The sequence below is a fragment of the Vibrio sp. L5-1 genome, from assembly GCF_021728315.1.
Lineage (GTDB): Bacteria > Pseudomonadota > Gammaproteobacteria > Enterobacterales > Vibrionaceae > Vibrio > Vibrio splendidus_K.
Window position 1 is genome coordinate 833,238 of the sequence record NZ_JAKKCQ010000002.1, and the last position, 18,181, is coordinate 851,418.

The window sequence follows — 18,181 nt, forward strand, 5'->3', positions numbered from 1 at the left end:
AAACAGGCCTAACTACCGAGCTAAGCTAACTCAAACTAACTCAAACTAACCTGAGCTTACTGACCCTGACCCACTACGTAGTATTCAACGTCTGCATTTTTACGCAGTACGTTTAATACATTAGTAAGGTCTTGCTGATTACCAACTCGCTCCAACTGTGCACCAATTTGAGTGCTGTAAGCTGGGTTGATTTCAGCCGTTACTTTAGAAAGCTCAACAACAACGATGTTACCGTCTTGGTCTTTAGATTGACCGAACACAGCTTGACCTGCTTCTGGTTTCGCTAGAGCGAATACAGACGCCGCTAGTGGCGAGTTACGGTCAATCGTTTCAAGTTCAGTGAACTCAAGGTTGTTATCTGCAAGTACTGCTTCGTTACCTTGCTTAAGCTCGTTCACTAGAGAAACACCTAGCTCAACTGCTTGTTGCTCAGCTTGTACAGCAGACAATGCAGCGACAACTTGATCTTTCACTTCAGCTAGAGGAAGAACTGTCTCGTCGCGAGTCTCTTCTACACGAACAACAATCACGTGCTCAGGTGCAACTTCGATAACTTCAGAGTTCAGACCGTCTTCTTTCACTTCAGGGCTCAGGATAGCTTGCATAACTGCAGGCGTCATCAGAACTTCTGGAGCGTCAACTTGAGAGATGAAATCAGTCGTCGTGATTTTCGCGTTTATAGCCTGAGCAGAATCGTCTAGAGAATCTGGGAATTCAAACGCTACTTTTTCTAGTTCAGTTTGCTGTTCGTAGAACTGGTCTACAGCATGCTGGTCTAGAAGCTCTGTCTTAATCTCTGCCGCTACTTCAGTGTAAGGCTGAGCTTGAGATGCTTTTACTTCGTCTAGCTTGATGATGTGGTAGCCAAAATCAGATTTAACTAGGCCAGTAGTATCGCCAATATTCTCAAGAGCGAAAGCCGCGTCTTCGAATGCTGGGTCCATAACATCGCGTTCAATCCAACCTAAGTCACCGCCAACATCTGCACTACCGAAGTCGTCAGATTTCTCTTCCGCTAGCGTAGCAAAATCAGCGCCTGCATTTAGCTCGTCTAGGATTGACTGAGCTTTCGCTTCGTCATCGCCTTGAACTAGAATGTGGCTAACTTTACGTTGCTCTTCAGTTGAGTACTTGTCTAGGTGCTCTTGGTAGTATTTCTGTGCTTCTTCATCGCTTACTTCAAGCTGAGACTTAAGTGCTTCAGCTGAAAGCTCGATGTAAGACACCTTAGCTTGCTCTGGACGAGTGTAAGCTTGAGGGTTCTCAGAATAGTACTGTTCGATTTGCTCGTCAGTTAGTTCGATGCCTTTCGCTAGATCAGCAACAGACAAGGTCACTGTACGAATGTCACGAGTTTGAGCAATAAGTTTGCTTTGCGTATCGATTTCGCCTTGAAGAACAAATTCACTGCCTTGAAGCGCAGTCACAAGCTGGTTACGCATTAGGTCACGACGCATGTATTCAGCGAAGCTTTCTGCGCTGAAACCTGCACGACGCAGTGCTGATTGGTAAACTTCTTGATCAAATTGACCAGCAGTTTGGAACTGAGGCATTTCTAGAATCATTGTACGGATTTGAGAATCACTGATTCGTAGGCCTAGTGACTCAGCTTGCTGCTCAAGTAGAACATCGTTGATCATGCGATCAAGTACTGATTTACGGAAAGACTCTACGTATGCAGGGTCTGCAAGCATTTGAGCGAAGTAATCGCCAAGTTGAGACTGCATACGATTACGTTCGTTTTGGTAAGCTTGTTCGAACTCACCACGAGCAATTTCTGTGTTGCCAACTTTAGCTGCTGCGTTGTTACCGCCACCGGTGATGTAGCTGCCTACACCTGCGAATACGAATGACAGGATAATCAACCCAAGGATAATTTTTACCGCGATGCTATTCACGCCTTCGCGTAATCGATCCATCATAATTTAAGTGCTCTCCGGATATGAAGCATTGGCTTCAAAATAAAAATCTATTCACGCGATATTATCAGAAAAAGAAATGCGCATCAGTAGGATGCGCATAATTTAAATAAGTTCAATGTGCTTTGCACACATACTGTCTAAGAATGAAACATCATTTTTCAAACAGTAAACGCATTTTACTGCCTTCCCCTCTCTAAAAGCGAGGTTTCAGCAGTGAAAATTAGTTACATGCGTCTTTAAGTGCTTTACCTGCTTTGAAGCCAGGTACTTTAGCTTCTGCGATTTGGATCTCTTCACCAGTTTTTGGGTTACGACCTGTACGAGCAGCACGAGTACGAACACTGAAAGTACCAAAGCCAACAAGTGCAACTTGGTCACCTGATTGTAGCGTTGTGCCAACTGCTTCGATGAAAGCGTCTAGAGCGCGACCAGCTGAAGCTTTAGAGATGTCTGCGTTTTCTGCGATTGATTCTACTAGTTGTGTTTTATTCACTGTTTTTCCCCTATGTGTCATCTGTGACTACTTCTCGATGACTGTACGTTCCATTTTGGTTTTAATTTAGCCGCAAGCCTTATTGCAAAAGGGCTGCCGCTTTAGTCAAATAACTTAGCGTCCAAAAAAAACGCTGACAAGCCTTTTCGGGTCTATCAGCGTAATTCTTTACTTATTTTTGCTATGCATCACTATTTTTTCACGTCAAACTCGACCCCTGACGGATCTCGTTCTAGCGCGACTTTAAGTACTTCATCAATCCATTGGACCGGAATCACCTTTAAGTCAGCGATTACATTGTCTGGAATCTCTTCCAAATCACGCTCATTGTCTTTAGGAATCAAGACAGTTTTGATGCCGCCACGGTGTGCTGCAAGCAGTTTCTCTTTCAAGCCACCGATAGGTAAAACTTCACCACGAAGGGTAATTTCACCTGTCATACCGACCTCAGCTTTCACAGGATTACCCGTTAGGCTGGATACCAATGCAGTACACATTGCGATACCCGCACTTGGGCCATCTTTTGGTGTTGCACCTTCCGGTACGTGAACGTGAATATCACGTTTCTCGTAGAAATCTGTGTTAATACCCAGATTTTCCGCACGAGAACGAACCACAGTCATGGCAGCTTGAATCGACTCTTTCATCACATCACCAAGAGAACCGGTTTGCGTTAGCTTACCTTTACCTGGCATTGATTCAGTTTCGATAGTCAGTAGATCGCCACCAACTTGAGTCCACGCTAAACCAGTCACTTGACCGATGCGGTTACTCTCATCCGCCTTGCCGAAGTCATGACGTTGAACACCCAAGTACTCTTTCAGGTTATCAATGTTAACCGTTACAGACTTAAGGCTGCTGTCTAGCAGGATATTCTTAACTGCTTTACGACAGATCTTAGAGATTTCACGTTCTAGGTTACGTACACCCGCTTCACGCGTGTAATAACGAATAATGCCGACGATTGCTGAATCTTCGATATTAATCTCGTGAGGCTTAAGACCGTTACGTTGAACTTGTTTGTCCAGTAAATGGCTCTTAGCAATGTTGAGCTTTTCATCTTCTGTGTAACCCGACAGACGAATCACTTCCATACGGTCCAGTAACGGGCCAGGAATGTCCATTGAGTTAGACGTTGCAACAAACATGACGTCTGACAGATCGTAATCTACTTCTAGGTAGTGATCGTTGAATGCAACGTTTTGCTCTGGATCTAACACTTCTAGAAGCGCTGAAGATGGGTCGCCACGCATATCAGAAGACATCTTATCGATTTCATCTAATAGGAACAGTGGGTTCTTAACACCAACTTTAGACATCTTCTGGATCAGTTTACCCGGAAGTGAACCTATGTAAGTACGACGGTGACCGCGGATTTCCGCTTCGTCACGTACGCCACCAAGAGCCATACGAGTGTACTTACGGCCCGTTGCCGCTGCAATCGAACGGCCTAGCGAGGTTTTACCGACACCAGGAGGACCAACAAGACAAAGGATTGGACCTTTTAGCTTGTTAATTCGATTTTGTACTGCCAAGTATTCAAGGATACGTTCTTTAACACGCTCTAAGCCGTAGTGGTCTTCATTCAAGACCTCTTCCGCTTTCGCTAAATTCTTTTTAACTTTTGAACGCTTAGCCCAAGGAACACCAACCATCCAATCAATGTAGCTACGTACTACTGTTGCTTCAGCAGACATTGGCGACATCATTTTCAGTTTTTGCAGTTCTTGCTCGGTTTTTTCACGAGCTTCTTGAGGCATTTTAGAATCTTCGATCTTCTTCTTCAGAGTCTCGAATTCATCAGGTGCGTCATCCATCTCGCCCAGTTCTTTCTGAATCGCTTTCATTTGCTCATTCAGGTAGTACTCGCGCTGAGATTTCTCCATCTGCTTCTTAACGCGGCCACGAATGCGTTTTTCAACTTGCAGGATGTCAATTTCTGACTCCATTTGGCCCATTAAGAATTCCAAACGTTCAGTCACATCTGCAATTTCTAGAACGTGCTGCTTATCAACCAATTTAAGTGGCATGTGCGCTGCAATCGTATCGGCTAGGCGTGCAGCCTCATCAATACCGTTCAGAGACGTTAGAACTTCTGGTGGGATTTTTTTGTTTAGCTTAATAAAGCCTTCGAATTGATTGATCGCGCTGCGAACAACCACTTCTTGTTCTTTTTCGTCAAGTTCTGAGGTTACAACGTATTCGGCATCCGCTAAGAAAAACTCACTCTCTTTGAACTGGTGAATTTTTGCACGCTGCTGACCTTCGACAAGTACTTTCACAGTACCATCAGGCAGCTTTAGCAACTGAAGAATAGTAGCGACTGTACCTACGTTAAATAGGTCGTCGATTGAAGGCTCATCAGTGTCCGCTTCTTTCTGCGCTACAAGTAGTACTTGTTTGTTAGCTTCCATTGCCGATTCAAGGCAAGTAATCGATTTTTCACGACCGACAAACAATGGAATAACCATGTGTGGGTAAACCACTACATCACGTAGAGGTAGCACGGGGATTTCGATACGCTCGGAACGTTCCAAGTTCATATATTTCTCTCTTCCGCTTTAACTTATAAAGCAGTATATGGGGCTTAAACGACTGGATTCAATGGAAGAATAAAAAAAAGGAGGTAATTGCTTACCTCCTTTTTCAATTTGAGTGACTTGTCTAAAAAAGACCTACTCTGCAACCGCTGCTTGGTTATCTGAGTTGCTGTAAATCAACAGTGGTTCTGACTCACCATTAATTACCGACTCATCAATCACAACCTTGCTTACATCTGTCGAAGATGGCAGTTCGTACATAGTTTCTAGTAGAACACCCTCTAAGATAGAACGCAGACCACGAGCACCCGTTTTACGTTCCATTGCTTTCTTCGCAATTGCACGTAGAGCATCGTCGCGGAATTCTAATTCAGTCTCTTCGATTTCAAATAATGCTGCGTACTGCTTAGTAAGCGCATTCTTCGGTTCACAAAGAATTTGAACTAGAGCTTCTTCGTCAAGTTCTGTCAGTGTCGTTGTCACGGGTAGACGACCAATGAATTCCGGAATTAGACCGTACTTCACGAGATCTTCAGGTTCAACTTGAGTGAACAGTTCACCCACAGTTTTTGCTTCATCTTTTGAACGCACTTCTGCGCCAAAACCGATGCTCGAACCTTTTTCTACACGTTGCTCAATCACTTTATCTAGGCCAGAGAACGCTCCGCCACAAATAAATAGGATCTTAGACGTGTCCACTTGCAAGAACTCTTGCTGTGGATGCTTACGACCACCTTGAGGTGGAACTGAAGCAACTGTACCTTCAACAAGTTTAAGTAGAGCTTGCTGTACACCTTCACCAGACACGTCACGCGTGATTGATGGGTTTTCAGCTTTACGAGAAATCTTGTCGATTTCATCGATGTAAACAATGCCGCGTTCTGCTTTCGCTACGTCATAATCACACTTCTGAAGCAACTTCTGGATGATGTTTTCAACATCTTCGCCCACATAACCGGCTTCGGTTAATGTTGTTGCATCTGCCATTGTGAATGGAACGTCTAGGAAACGAGCCAGTGTTTCAGCCAGTAGCGTTTTACCACTACCAGTAGGACCGATAAGAAGAATGTTACTCTTACCTAGCTCTACGCCTTCAGCTGTCGTGTCACCATTACGCAAACGCTTGTAGTGGTTGTATACCGCAACTGCTAGCACTTTCTTCGCGTATTCTTGACCGATTACATAGTCGTCAAGATGCTCACGAATCTCACGCGGCGTTGGCAGCGATTCCGATTCTTTCTTAGGAAGAACATCTTTAATTTCTTCACGAATAATGTCGTTACAAAGATCGACACATTCATCACAAATGTAAACAGAAGGACCTGCGATTAACTTGCGAACTTCGTGTTGGCTTTTGCCACAGAAAGAGCAGTAAAGCAGTTTACCGCTACCACCCTCTTTGCTTTTGTCTGTCATTCGCTAACCTCTTAGCCTTTACTCTCTATGCTTGAGTGTATATCAATTTGAATCACTTTGCGTTAAACAATTGCCGTGCAATTATTGACCGCGGTGATTAAGAACTGAATCTACCAAGCCGTATTCTACTGCTTGATCAGCAGACATAAAATTATCACGATCTGTATCACGCTCAACAACTTCTAAAGGCTGACCAGTGTGCTCTGCCAATAGTTTGTTTAGCTTTTGTTTGATCGTTAGGATCTCTTGCGCGTGAATTTGAATATCAGACGCTTGGCCTTGGAAGCCGCCAAGTGGCTGGTGAATCATTACACGTGAGTTTGGAAGCACGTGACGCTTACCAGGAGTACCACCCGCTAGTAAGAATGCACCCATAGAGCAAGCTTGACCCATACATACTGTGCTCACGTTTGGCTTGATGAACTGCATTGTGTCGTAGATAGACATGCCCGCTGTTACGCTACCGCCAGGTGAGTTGATGTAAAGATAGATATCTTTGTCTGGGTTTTCTGATTCCAAGAAAAGCAGTTGAGCCACGACAAGGTTTGCCATGTGGTCTTCCACTTGACCTGTTAAGAAAATGATACGTTCTTTTAATAGACGAGAATAAATATCGTAAGAACGTTCACCACGGGAAGTCTGTTCAACCACCATAGGAACTAGTGCGTCCATAATCGATGGCATTGTATTTTTTTCTTGGTAGCTCATATTCTTATGTCCCTAAAATAAATGGCCCGAATGATTAAATCATACGGACCATTGTTAGCAGAATTGTTGACCGTACGTCAACCTTCTACGTCAGATATTACTATATTAAGCAGGTTGCTGATTCATTAGCTCGTTGAAGCTAACTTCTTTATCAGAAACTTGAGCTTTAGCGATGATTGCATCAATAGCTTGCTCTTCTAGAGCAACATTGCGCATGTTGTTCATCATTTGCTCGTTTTGCTCGTAGTAAGCAATAACTTCTGTTGGATCTTCGTATGCTGTAGCCATCTCTTCGATGATAGCTTTAACTTTCTCGTCGTCAGCTTTTAGTTCTTCAGTCTTGATTACTTCACCAAGAAGAAGACCTACAACTACGCGACGTTTAGCTTGCTCTTCGAACAGCTCACGTGGAAGTTGGTCAGCAGCTTCAGTGTTGCCACCAAAACGTTGAGCAGCTTGTTGACGTAGAACACCGATCTCTTGATCGATTAGAGCAGAAGGTACGTCGATGTTGTTTTCGTTAACTAGACCGTCGATTGCTTGCTCTTTGATGCGGTTCTTAACAGCTTGCTTAAGCTCACGCTCCATGTTCTTACGAACTTCAGCTTTAAGGCCTTCAACGCCTTCAGCTGCGCCGAACTTAGAAACGAATTCTTCGTTTAGTTCTGGAAGTTCACGAGCTTCAACTTTGTTCAGCTTGATAGAGAACTTAGCAGCTTTACCTTTTAGGTTTTCAGCGTGGTAATCTTCTGGGAAGTTTACTTCGATTTCGAATTCCATACCTGCTGTTTTACCAACGATACCGTCTTCAAAACCAGGGATCATGCGACCAGCACCCATCTCTAGTGGGAAGTTCTCAGCTTTACCGCCTTCGAACTCTTCACCGTCGATAGAACCAACGAAGTCGATAGTTGCACGAGAACCAGCGTCAGCAGCAGCTTCAACTTCAGTCCAAGTTGCTTGTTGCTTACGTAGAGTTTCGATCATCTCTTCAACGTCAGCTTCTTTAACTTCTACTGCTGGTTTCTCAACAGTGATGTTTTCTAGACCTTTCAGCTCAACTTCTGGGTAAACTTCAAAAGTTGCGTTGAATACTAGGTCAGCGCCTTCGTTGTTTTCAACTGGTGCAAAAGTAGGTGCGCCAGCTGGGTTGATTTTCTCTTTAACGATCGCTTCGATGAAGTGACGTTGCATTACTTCGCCCATCACGTCTTGACGTACTGCTTTGCCGTACATTTTAGCAACCATCTTCATAGGCACTTTGCCTTTACGGAAACCATCGAAACGACGGTTTTTCGCGATGTTGCGTAGTTCAGCTGTAACTGCATCTTCGATGTTAGCAGCAGGAACAGTAATATTAAGACGGCGCTCTAGGCCTTCTAGCGTTTCAACAGTAACTTGCATTATATAAACCTCAAAACTGGCTCAGTAATCTGAGCATATGAGCCGTAACTTAGCTTTAATTCAAAAGCCGACGTTGTTGGCTGCATTCTTGTGTAGTGCTCTATCCGAACACCTAATTTAAAATCGAGCATTGATGTCTGAATTGATTATTCAACCAAACACCAGACTAATCAGCGATATCTTCGTTCTTCACATGCTTATTGAACGTTCTCACGCAGTTATAAAACGTTTTCACGTACTTACAAAAAGCAGTGAAGCTTGTTTTCGGAAACAAGAAAGGTATCTCCGATTAGCCTCAGGACAGAAATTTTAGATGCGACATTCTAGCGATCTGTTTAATCTCTGTCGAGCCGTTCACCTCTGCATGATGATGAATGCTCTAAATTCGTCCAACTAAATGATACAAAAACGATCAAATCATCACTTAGCACAACAGAAATGGGGACAATAGCGACTTTTTCAAGGGAATCGAGGGCTTTTTTTGCTAAAAACCTTAAAAAGAGATCTTGCTCTTGTTTTACCCCTCAGAGTCGATAACTTTTTCAACAATCCCCGTTACAAACCCTTAACCTACCCCCACCTGTCGACTTTCTCCTTTCAGCAAAAACCACCGCTATTTGCTACCATAAATGAGAGAAGACGGGCTTGATTGATTACCAAAGAAATTAGCGGAGAGCCTTCATGTTTCAAGCTTTTAGAATCCCAATACTATTAATGGCCATATACAGTCTACTGATGGTCTTTGGCGGTCATTGGGTGTGGAGTACAAGTCATGAAAGTTTGTTAAATGATCATCAATCTAAGCTAGACCGCTTTTCGGTTCATATTTCAAGCCAATTGGATAAGTTCGCGCACATTCCTGAGCTGCTTTCAAAAGACAAAGAGCTGGTCGATGCCCTTCACTCTCCAAGTAACTCTGCGCAAATCGAACTCACCAATCGCTATCTAGAGCACGTAAATTCGGTGATTCAAGCGTCTGACACTTATTTATTAGACAGCATTGGCACCACTATCGCAGCCAGTAACTGGAATCAACCGCATTCTTTTATTCGTCGAAACTTTGCTTTCCGTCCCTACTATCAAGAAGCCATTCAAGGTAATGAAAATCAATATTTTGCGCTAGGTTCAACGTCTGGGAAGCGAGGCTATTATTATTCTTACCCCGTCTCCTATGCCGCTGAGATTATTGGCGTCATTGTCGTAAAGATGGATTTATCGCTGATTGAAGCAAGTTGGAAAGGCAAACAGAGTTTTTTTGTTGCTGACGATAAAGACCAAATCGTATTCATGTCGAGTAATCCTGAATGGCTGTTCAAAAGCCTTCAGCCGCTGAGCCAAGCACAGCAAGCTCGAATTCAAGAAAGCAGGCAGTATCTCGATACCAAAATAGAAAGCCTTCACTTCTCTGGTAATTTCGAGAGTGCGACTAGCAATATTGAGTCTCCGCACAAGCTCGTCCAAGAGCAATTCTTTAGCTCATCACGCTTCTTAGCCGAACCGAAACTCACCATACGGGTATTTTCTCCGACCCACTTAGTTTGGTGGGATCTGGTGGCTTACCTAGTGGTTTTGAGCCTTATCTTTGCGATTATTTATCTAACGATGCAGCTCAATCACCATCGACAACAAAGGCGTGCCCAAATTGATAGGCTGCAATCTGAAGCCAAGCAAAAGCTAGAATTTCAAGTGCTTGAGCGCACATCAGAGCTGCATGTCGAGATTAAACATCGTATCGAAACCGAACATGTACTGAGACAGACACAAGACGAACTCATCCAAGCCGCCAAGCTGGCGGTGCTAGGGCAAATGTCGGCAAGCATCAGCCATGAGTTGAATAACCCTCTCGCTGCGATTCGCAGTTATGCCGACAACGGCCGACTGTTTCTTGCCAAAGAAAAGATCGATCGTGTCGATGACAACCTCTCGCGAATCTCGGCGCTCACTGATCGCATGGCGAAAATCAGCCACCAGCTTCGCTCCTTCGCCAAGAAATCCACCGCGGAAGAGCTACACACGTTGCAGATACTTCCCGTATTGCACTCGTCAAGAGAGCTGATGAAACCACAACTCAAGAGTGAACGAGTAAAGGTCAACGAACTTCCTGAAACCTTTGATGCTTGCGTGCTCGCCAACGCCATTCAATTGGAACAAGTAATCATTAATTTGCTGACCAACGCGATTCAGGCGATGGAACAACAAGACGACAAGCAATTGGCTATTCTGTTAGAGATTAGGGAATCCGACCATCGACAAGCCAGCACCTTGCTGATTCATGTCGATGATAATGGCCCCGGCTTCACTTCCCCTTCGAGCGGAGATTTTTTTGAACCTTTCCATACCACCAAGAAAAACGGACTTGGACTTGGGTTATCGATTTCTCAACAAATAATCAGCGGAATCAACGGCAAGCTCGTTACCGGTCACAGCCCTCAAGGTGGTGCTCGATTCAGCATAGAGTTGCCCCTTTTTGAACAGCAGCAGCAAGAAGAACCATTACGTAAAGCAAAAACAACAGACTGAGATTAAACCGTTAACAAGCTAGCTATTTAACAAGCGAGCCAACCAACAAGCAAAAAACTCAGCGATAATCAGAATACAAAGAAGTAAAGGAATCACTATGTGTCACGTCTATTTCATTGATGATGAATCCGATCTAAGAATGGCGATTGAACAGAGCTTTGAGCTCGCCGATATTGAAGCGGAGTTCTTTCCCGATGCCGAATCTGCTCTGCTCGCAATTCAAGAGAACGGCTTACCCCACGTAATCATCACTGATATCTGTTTACCGGGTATTTCCGGGCATGACTTGCTCAACACCGTAATGCACAAAGACAAAGAAGTCCCCGTAATCATGATCACTGGCCACGGCGATATCTCCATGGCCGTACAAGCAATCCAAGACGGCGCCTATGACTTCATTGAAAAACCGTTCGCCAATGAACGCCTAATCGAAACTACTAAGCGAGCGATAGAAAAACGCCAACTTACCCTTGAGAATATTGAATTGAAGCGCTCTCTCAAGGCCAGTAAAGCGCTTGGACCAAGAATCATTGGTGACACGCAATCAATGACCGAGCTGCGTTCTATCATCACCCACGTTGCCGACACTAACGCCGATATTTTGTTGTTTGGTGAGACAGGTACGGGCAAAGAATTAGTCGCACGATCCCTACATGAGCAAAGCAGTCGACGAGAACAAAACTTTGTTGCCGTCAATTGCGGGGCGGTTCCAGAAAATCTGATTGAAAGTGAGTTGTATGGCCATGAAAAAGGCGCATTCACAGGTGCTGAGAGTAAACGCATTGGCAAGTTCGAGTTTGCTCAAGGCGGAACCCTATTCTTAGATGAGATCGAATCCATGCCGATGCAGGCACAAATTCGCCTGTTACGTGTCTTGCAAGAACGCGTCATCGAAAGAGTTGGCTCAAACGGATTGGTCCCACTTGATATTCGAGTAATCGCCGCAACCAAAGTGGACTTGAAAAAGGCAGCTGAAGAAGGGACTTTCAGACAAGACCTTTACTACCGATTGAATGTTGTCACCCTAGATTTACCGCCGTTGAGAAGCCGCCAAGAAGATATCCCAGCACTCTTCCACCACTTCTTACTGGTCGCTGCGGCACGTTATGGCAAAACAGCCCCGGCAATTCCACAGAAAGAACTGCACGAGCTTTTAGCCCACGATTGGCCGGGAAATGTACGAGAATTGCGTAACACTGCGGAGCGTTTCGTACTTTTAGGCAAGCTATCTCACTTATCAGACAGTACTTCGGAGTCGACCCAACATTTGTCGTTAGCAGAACTGGTTTGTGATTTTGAGAAAAACACGTTAAAGCAAGCGCTTATTGAGTGTAATGGCAGCATCAAAGAGACGATGGATCGGCTGCAACTTCCCCGAAAAACACTCTACGATAAGATGCAAAAACACCAGCTAGTGAAAGAGTCATACAGACAAAACGAAAACTAAATTAGATTTGGGAGCAAGATCACCTATACTTATTTTGATAACAGGATGTTATGCAATCAAAGTAATAAGGAAATAACTATGGGTGAGAAAACAAGAGTTCCCTCGATCACCGATACTTTCGAGATAGATGGTGTTTTTTATACTGACAATCATGTCGATCTATACACGCCAGAATTAGAGGCAAAAAGAGCGCTGTATGAGCAGATTGATTCAGGTTCTAGATATGGCAAGATTATCGATGAGGAGGTTTAACCCTCCTCATCGCTTCGTTGTTACTTCACTATCTACTTAGTGATGATCTCCGGACCCATCAACGTGGTCGGTAACCATGTTGATACCCAAGGTACGTAAGTTACGATAATCAAGAACAAGAACATCACGCCAACCCACGGCAGTGCTGCTTTTACCACGTTCATCATCGACATCTTCGCAACCCCCGCGGTCACAAACAAATTGAGCCCAACAGGCGGCGTTATCATCCCTATCTCCATGTTCACAACCATCATGATACCTAGGTGAATTGGGTCGATACCCAGTGCAATTGCAATTGGGAATACCAATGGCGCAACGATGATCAGCAAGCCTGATGGCTCCATGAACTGCCCACCAATCAAGAGTAGAACGTTTACCACAATTAAGAAGGTGATCGGACCTAAGCCCGCAGAAAGCATAGACTCAGTGATCATCTGAGGAATGCGTTCCTCTGTCAGTACATGCTTAAGAATCAGAGCATTGGCAATGATAAACAGCAACATGATCGTCAGCTTACCTGCATCATAGAGCGTGTCTTTGGTGTCTTTATGGAAGAAGGTTTGGAAGATTTTAACTAAAACTGGCTTGGTGTTTTTCTTATCTGCGAATGGCCCCATATCTTTATAGATAAAGTTAGCAATGAAGAACGCGTAAACTGCTGCCACTGCCGCCGCTTCCGTCGGTGTAAAGATACCGCCGTAGATACCACCCAAAATGATGACAATCAGTAGCAGACCCCAACTTGCGTCTTTTGCTGCTGCGAACATCTCGCCCCAGCCCACAAACGGCTGTGCAGGAATCTTCTTAATACGTGCTGCAATGTAGATAGCAATCATCAACATCACACCGGCCAACAGACCAGGAATAACGCCACCGAGGAACATACGACCTACAGATACATCCGTCGCCGCAGCGTAAACAACCATAACAATTGACGGTGGAATCAAGATACCTAAAGTACCCGCATTACAGATAACCCCTGCCGCGAACTCTTTTGTGTAGCCGTTTTTGATCATACCAGCGATAACAATACTACCGATTGCCACTACCGTTGCTGGAGACGATCCAGATAACGCTGCGAACATCATACATGCCACAACCGACGCCATCGCTAAACCGCCGCGGAACCAGCCGACCATTGCGATAGCAAAACGGATAATACGTTTCGCCACACCACCTGTAGACATGAAACTAGAGGCCAAGATAAAGAAAGGGATCGCTAAGAGTGTGTAGTGGCCTGCAAATGCATTAAACAGCGTTTGTGCAACCGAAGCTAGTGACGCATCAGAGTGCATCAACAAGAATATGACGCTCGATAAACCAAGGGAAATCGCAATTGGTACACCGACCAACATGAAAGCAATTACCATTAAAAATAGAAATAACATTGCCATGATTAGTCTTCCTTACCGTTAGATTTTGTACCCGACTCGTTCGCCTTGTTTTGCTTAGTCGAATCCAATACCGCTGTCGCGTCTTCATCAGAACCCGCTAACACATCAGCTTTCAATGCATCCAGCTCTTCTTCGGCTTCATGGCCTGCAATCATGCGGTCAAGCTTGCCCGTCGCCACTTGATAAGCGATTTGGATAAATCGGAACGTCAGCATTGCCATACCAATCGGCAGCGCCATATAAGGAATAAAACGTGGCAGTTTCTCGTATCGCTCGCCTTCATTCAGCCAGTCGGCAAGAAACTGAAGCATCTCTGGCATTGGAATATCATCGGTTTCATACCAAGCTCGCTCGGTCGCGAACGGGTACCAGTAATTCCAAGAACCGATAAGAAGTAGGATTGAAAAGGCTAGGCAGCTTGTAACGGCGATTAACGCATACACTTTACGTAGCTTTTCTGGGGCAAGGTTAATAATGACATCAACGCCAATGTGAAAGTGTTTTTTAACGCCATAAGATGCGCCTACTAACACCATCCAAGCGAACATGAACACAGTCAGTTCTAGTGCCCACAATATATTGCCATTGAATGCGTATCTGAATACCACATTGGCAAAAGTAAGTAGCGTCATTGCGCCAAGGAAAAATGCGATTAATGACTCTTCAATCACATCTGTAACTCTTCCGACTTTGGAAAAAAAAGAGGTTTCCAGTGCTGATTCGCTAGAATTTGGTTGTTCCATTTGAGGATTATCCATAATTGACTCCGCTTATAGTTATTTTAATAAGGAGTGGCGAAATGCACGCCACTCCCTTAGCGGTGTTATTGGTTTGAAGCTAACGCTGCATCGATAAGGTCTGAACCGATGTCTTTTTCAAACTTCTTCCATACTGGTTGAAGTGCAGCTACCCATGCTTCACGCTGTTCAGGCGTAAGTGTACGAACCTCACCACCGGCTTCGATGATGTTATTTTTGTTCGCTAGGTTAACTTTTGAAGATTCTGCATTACGTGTTTCAGAGACTTCTTGAACGATAGTACCAAGCTGTGTACGTACATCTTCAGGTAGGTCTTTCCAGAAGTCGTTTGACGTTACAACTAAGTAATCCAAGATACCGTGATTGGTTTCAGTTACGCCGTCTTGTACTTCAAAGAACTTCTTACCGTAGATGTTTGACCATGTGTTCTCTTGGCCATCGATAACCTTAGTTTGCAGGCCGCCGTATACTTCTTTAAAAGACATCTTCTGTGGGTTAGCACCTAGTTGTTCAAACTGAGCCACCAATACGTCTGATGCTTGAACACGGAATTTCAAACCTTCCGCATCTTCAGGGTTGATAAGAGGTTTATTCGCCGACATCTGTTTCATGCCATTGTGCCAAAACGCTAGACCTTGTAAGCCACGACGCTTCATTGCATTCTTCAGTTTTTCGCCTGACTCTGAGTTTTGGAAACGGTCAACAGCTTCTACATCTTCAAATAGGAAAGGAAGGTCAAAAATGCGGTATTTCTTAGTGAACTTCTCAAATTTAGATAGCGATGGCGCTGCCATTTGAACATCACCATTTAACAGGGCTTCCAGTACCTTATTATCATCGTAAAGTGTTGAGTTCGGGAAAACTTGCATACAAGCTTTGCCGTTCATTTCCGTGTTTACTCGCTCTTCCAGTAAAGAAGCGGCAATGCCTTTCGGGTGCTTATCAGTATTGGTTACGTGACTGAACTTAATCACAATTTCACCAGGGTCACAGTTTGCAGCAGCATTAAAGCTTGTGAGCGCCAGAACAGATACAGACAGCAGGGTAAGAGGCTTAAACATTATTATTCTCCTTAGTAAACAAAACAGCCCTTCAATGGGAACTGCGTGCTTTCACTAAGGCAATTAGCGCGCCACATTGACACAAATCATTAACAACCCTTTAACCATAAGGCTTCATGATATCTGCCTGTGGTAGTCGCCAACTCGCGGCAAAAATTAATGGGTGGAAAATGACACATAGAATATTTGTAAATGGGTGGAAGCTGACCAACGTATTAGTAATAAATAAGGCCGAATGAGGTCTGACCAAAAGCGAGTTTGACTATGATGCCTTGAAGTAATTTCAACCTATCCTGTAAAGTGCTGCACAACTTAGCCAGATTTACCACTTCACTACTTAACAAGAGTTGATACCAATGAGTCAGATCTACCATCACCCAGTACAAATTTACTATGAAGATACCGATCACTCAGGTGTGGTTTATCACCCTAACTTTCTAAAGTACTTTGAGCGTGCACGCGAGCATGTATTGGGCAGCGATAAACTGGCAACCTTGTGGAACGAGCATGGACTGGGGTTTGCGGTGTATAAAGCCAACATGACTTTTCAAGATGGAGTTGAGTTCGCTGAGATCTGCGACATCCGAACCTCTTTTGAACTCGATGGAAAATACAAAACGCTATGGCGACAAGAAGTGTGGCGCAAAGATGCAACTAAGCCTGCGGTGATTGGTGATATCGAAATGGTTTGCCTAGATAAAGACAAGCAACTGCAGCCAGTGCCTGCCGAAGTATTAAAAGCGATGCTTGGCGAAACGAGCTAACTTCACCTCACCTCACCAAACTCGCTTAAAAGAGATGAGACAACGAAAAGGTTCTCATCTCTATCTGCATGGGTAGCAAATTTCCACCAAGAGTCACGGCAAAACGGTACTGGTCATCTAATCGACCCAAGCAACATTGCCAATCTGTAGAAATATCGTCTTCTTGAGCAGAATCCAAATCCAACCCAATCCCGCTATGTAGCCTGATTTCGCTATACAATCTAATTTCATCCTGCAAGTTTGGTTGAAAATCCGAAGAGTGAATTGGCAATGTCTTGTTAGTCAGGTTAGAGAAATCAAACGAAAAGCTTCGCAACGATGTCGCTAGCCCCTCACCCGTCGCTTTGATGTACGACTCTTTCAATGCCCACAGATCGAAAAAACGCTCTCTCTGTTCTTCTTTGCTGAGCTCAAGTAAATCCGTAAGTTCTGCATCTGAAAAGTAGTGCTTCATGATCGAGTCGATATTGGTCGAACTTCTTGCGTGTTCAATATCAACACCCAATTGAACTTGCTTCCCTTCTATCTGGCAAACTGCAATCAACAAATGTTCTTTGCTATGACTAATATTGAAATTTAACCCCGTTTTAATTTGTTGTTCTGTAATTAGGCTTGGCTTACCTTTCTCGCCATATTCAAACCGCCACTCTTCTGGCCTCAAATCAGAATAGCAAGACAACACCTTTCTTAGATAGTTACGAACGTACAAAGCTTGAACCTGAGATGAGGGCATTCGATAGCGATCAACTTTGGCTATCTCATCCATCGTGAGTCTCTGTTTTAAGTACGACACGCTATCGATATCATCATGTAAATCACTCAGAGAGCAAAGCCACAAACCCACAATCGGTATTCCCATATCTCTAGCACTCATTTATTAAAACCACTCTCATCAAGCTATCAAAAAAACATCAAAACGAACAAATTTAACTCACCTATGATTTGCTATAAACATAGAGAAATCGGGAAGGAAACATCCTTCATATGAGGGCTTGGAATTTAATTTTAAAATAATAACAAATTAAAACATAGATCACACTCAGCCTTGTTAAACAGTCATCTATTAAACCTTACTTACAAAAACCTGACATAGATCTCATCAAGCCAAAAAATAGAGTATAAACACTAAAAAACAATTCATACCCATTAAATATCAATAAGTTAAATACAATAAAAATACAAAAATTAAAAACACACTCGATTCATCTGGTCTGAACAGATCATAGTGGCCGCTGGGAGCATTGTATCAACTACTCACCTCGGGTAGCCTGCTCAACCATTAAACAAATTCACACGTTTTTTTTGCGGATACCTGCTTTGCACAAAAGCAGTACTTTGGACAGGATTTTAATGGACATGACCCTCACATTCGAATGCCCTCTTCGCGCATGAAACACGTTCTCAACTCCCGCAAGTCAATGTACTTCGCACACCCTATTTCAGTTAGGTGGCCTACTTTTGGCAACCTTACTCTTCAGCTGCGTTTGCCCAAGTCTGTTTCA

General features: G+C 43.9%; 14 protein-coding genes and 1 pseudogene. 4 read left to right on the top strand and 11 right to left on the bottom strand.

The window, feature by feature from the left end:
- Positions 1 to 56 precede the first annotated feature (56 nt).
- The 7 genes and pseudogenes from ppiD to L3V35_RS25535 form a co-directional block, all read right to left on the bottom strand.
- On the bottom strand, positions 57 to 1,922 hold the full coding sequence (ppiD, locus tag L3V35_RS10600; RefSeq protein WP_237299619.1) for a peptidylprolyl isomerase: 1,866 nt from the start codon (positions 1,920 to 1,922) through the stop codon (positions 57 to 59).
- A 220-nt stretch (positions 1,923 to 2,142) separates the two neighbouring features.
- Complete coding sequence (locus L3V35_RS10605; RefSeq protein WP_012604504.1) at positions 2,143 to 2,436, bottom strand: HU family DNA-binding protein; 294 nt, start codon at positions 2,434 to 2,436, stop codon at positions 2,143 to 2,145.
- Between the two features lie 170 nt (positions 2,437 to 2,606).
- Entirely contained in the window at positions 2,607 to 4,958 is a 2,352-nt protein-coding gene (lon, locus tag L3V35_RS10610; protein WP_017076773.1) for an endopeptidase La, read from the bottom strand.
- Positions 4,959 to 5,090: 132 nt separating this feature from the next.
- Entirely contained in the window at positions 5,091 to 6,371 is a 1,281-nt protein-coding gene (gene clpX, locus L3V35_RS10615) for an ATP-dependent protease ATP-binding subunit ClpX (protein ID WP_004736081.1), read from the bottom strand.
- Positions 6,372 to 6,452: 81 nt separating this feature from the next.
- The gene (gene clpP / locus L3V35_RS10620) at positions 6,453 to 7,079 is read right to left on the bottom strand and encodes an ATP-dependent Clp endopeptidase proteolytic subunit ClpP (protein WP_004736080.1); all 627 of its coding nucleotides are present in this window, start codon (positions 7,077 to 7,079) and stop codon (positions 6,453 to 6,455) included.
- 105 nt (positions 7,080 to 7,184) lie between these two features.
- A complete protein-coding gene (gene tig, locus L3V35_RS10625) occupies positions 7,185 to 8,483 on the bottom strand; it encodes a trigger factor (RefSeq protein WP_004736079.1) in 1,299 nt (432 codons plus the stop codon).
- A 335-nt stretch (positions 8,484 to 8,818) separates the two neighbouring features.
- Positions 8,819 to 9,001: pseudogene (locus L3V35_RS25535) on the bottom strand (hypothetical protein); the annotation flags it as partial.
- A gap of 163 nt (positions 9,002 to 9,164) precedes the next feature.
- Between L3V35_RS25535 and L3V35_RS10630 the strand changes: the two are divergent.
- The 3 genes from L3V35_RS10630 to L3V35_RS10640 all read left to right on the top strand — a co-directional run bounded on the left by L3V35_RS10630 (position 9,165) and on the right by L3V35_RS10640 (position 12,702).
- The gene (locus L3V35_RS10630; protein ID WP_237299622.1) at positions 9,165 to 11,003 is read left to right on the top strand and encodes an ATP-binding protein; all 1,839 of its coding nucleotides are present in this window, start codon (positions 9,165 to 9,167) and stop codon (positions 11,001 to 11,003) included.
- A gap of 97 nt (positions 11,004 to 11,100) precedes the next feature.
- Positions 11,101 to 12,450, top strand: a complete 1,350-nt coding sequence (locus L3V35_RS10635) for a sigma-54 dependent transcriptional regulator (RefSeq protein WP_237299624.1) — start codon at positions 11,101 to 11,103, stop codon at positions 12,448 to 12,450.
- Between the two features lie 78 nt (positions 12,451 to 12,528).
- Positions 12,529 to 12,702: a hypothetical protein gene (locus L3V35_RS10640; protein ID WP_162838728.1), complete on the top strand. Its 174-nt coding sequence runs from the start codon at positions 12,529 to 12,531 to the stop codon at positions 12,700 to 12,702.
- 32 nt (positions 12,703 to 12,734) lie between these two features.
- Here L3V35_RS10640 and L3V35_RS10645 read toward each other — a convergent pair whose 3' ends face one another.
- The 3 genes from L3V35_RS10645 to L3V35_RS10655 all read right to left on the bottom strand — a co-directional run bounded on the left by L3V35_RS10645 (position 12,735) and on the right by L3V35_RS10655 (position 15,915).
- On the bottom strand, positions 12,735 to 14,096 hold the full coding sequence (locus L3V35_RS10645) for a TRAP transporter large permease (protein ID WP_237299626.1): 1,362 nt from the start codon (positions 14,094 to 14,096) through the stop codon (positions 12,735 to 12,737).
- A 2-nt stretch (positions 14,097 to 14,098) separates the two neighbouring features.
- Positions 14,099 to 14,854: a TRAP transporter small permease gene (locus L3V35_RS10650; RefSeq protein ID WP_017076776.1), complete on the bottom strand. Its 756-nt coding sequence runs from the start codon at positions 14,852 to 14,854 to the stop codon at positions 14,099 to 14,101.
- A gap of 65 nt (positions 14,855 to 14,919) precedes the next feature.
- Positions 14,920 to 15,915 (bottom strand): TRAP transporter substrate-binding protein, encoded by a 996-nt coding sequence (locus L3V35_RS10655; RefSeq protein WP_237299627.1) that lies wholly within the window; start codon positions 15,913 to 15,915, stop codon positions 14,920 to 14,922.
- 356 nt (positions 15,916 to 16,271) lie between these two features.
- Here L3V35_RS10655 and L3V35_RS10660 point away from each other — a divergent pair, with 356 nt between their 5' ends.
- Positions 16,272 to 16,679, top strand: coding sequence for a thioesterase family protein (locus tag L3V35_RS10660; protein ID WP_009847292.1), 408 nt, complete (start codon positions 16,272 to 16,274; stop codon positions 16,677 to 16,679).
- A 25-nt stretch (positions 16,680 to 16,704) separates the two neighbouring features.
- On the opposite strand, the gene L3V35_RS10665 is transcribed toward L3V35_RS10660, so the two are convergent.
- The gene (locus L3V35_RS10665; RefSeq protein WP_237299932.1) at positions 16,705 to 17,538 is read right to left on the bottom strand and encodes a 4'-phosphopantetheinyl transferase superfamily protein; all 834 of its coding nucleotides are present in this window, start codon (positions 17,536 to 17,538) and stop codon (positions 16,705 to 16,707) included.
- Between the last annotated feature and the right edge of the window lie 643 nt (positions 17,539 to 18,181).

Bases quoted from the DNA above. Each gene is read 5' to 3' on its own strand.
- ppiD (WP_237299619.1), bottom strand. From the start codon at position 1,922: ATGATGGATCGATTACGCGAAGGCGTGAATAGCATCGCGGTAAAAATT.
- L3V35_RS10605 (WP_012604504.1), bottom strand. From the start codon at position 2,436: ATGACACATAGGGGAAAAACAGTGAATAAAACACAACTAGTAGAATCA.
- lon (WP_017076773.1), bottom strand. From the start codon at position 4,958: ATGAACTTGGAACGTTCCGAGCGTATCGAAATCCCCGTGCTACCTCTA.
- clpX (WP_004736081.1), bottom strand. From the start codon at position 6,371: ATGACAGACAAAAGCAAAGAGGGTGGTAGCGGTAAACTGCTTTACTGC.
- clpP (WP_004736080.1), bottom strand. From the start codon at position 7,079: ATGAGCTACCAAGAAAAAAATACAATGCCATCGATTATGGACGCACTA.
- tig (WP_004736079.1), bottom strand. From the start codon at position 8,483: ATGCAAGTTACTGTTGAAACGCTAGAAGGCCTAGAGCGCCGTCTTAAT.
- L3V35_RS10630 (WP_237299622.1), top strand. From the start codon at position 9,165: ATGTTTCAAGCTTTTAGAATCCCAATACTATTAATGGCCATATACAGT.
- L3V35_RS10635 (WP_237299624.1), top strand. From the start codon at position 11,101: ATGTGTCACGTCTATTTCATTGATGATGAATCCGATCTAAGAATGGCG.
- L3V35_RS10640 (WP_162838728.1), top strand. From the start codon at position 12,529: ATGGGTGAGAAAACAAGAGTTCCCTCGATCACCGATACTTTCGAGATA.
- L3V35_RS10645 (WP_237299626.1), bottom strand. From the start codon at position 14,096: ATGGCAATGTTATTTCTATTTTTAATGGTAATTGCTTTCATGTTGGTC.
- L3V35_RS10650 (WP_017076776.1), bottom strand. From the start codon at position 14,854: ATGGATAATCCTCAAATGGAACAACCAAATTCTAGCGAATCAGCACTG.
- L3V35_RS10655 (WP_237299627.1), bottom strand. From the start codon at position 15,915: ATGTTTAAGCCTCTTACCCTGCTGTCTGTATCTGTTCTGGCGCTCACA.
- L3V35_RS10660 (WP_009847292.1), top strand. From the start codon at position 16,272: ATGAGTCAGATCTACCATCACCCAGTACAAATTTACTATGAAGATACC.
- L3V35_RS10665 (WP_237299932.1), bottom strand. From the start codon at position 17,538: ATGGGAATACCGATTGTGGGTTTGTGGCTTTGCTCTCTGAGTGATTTA.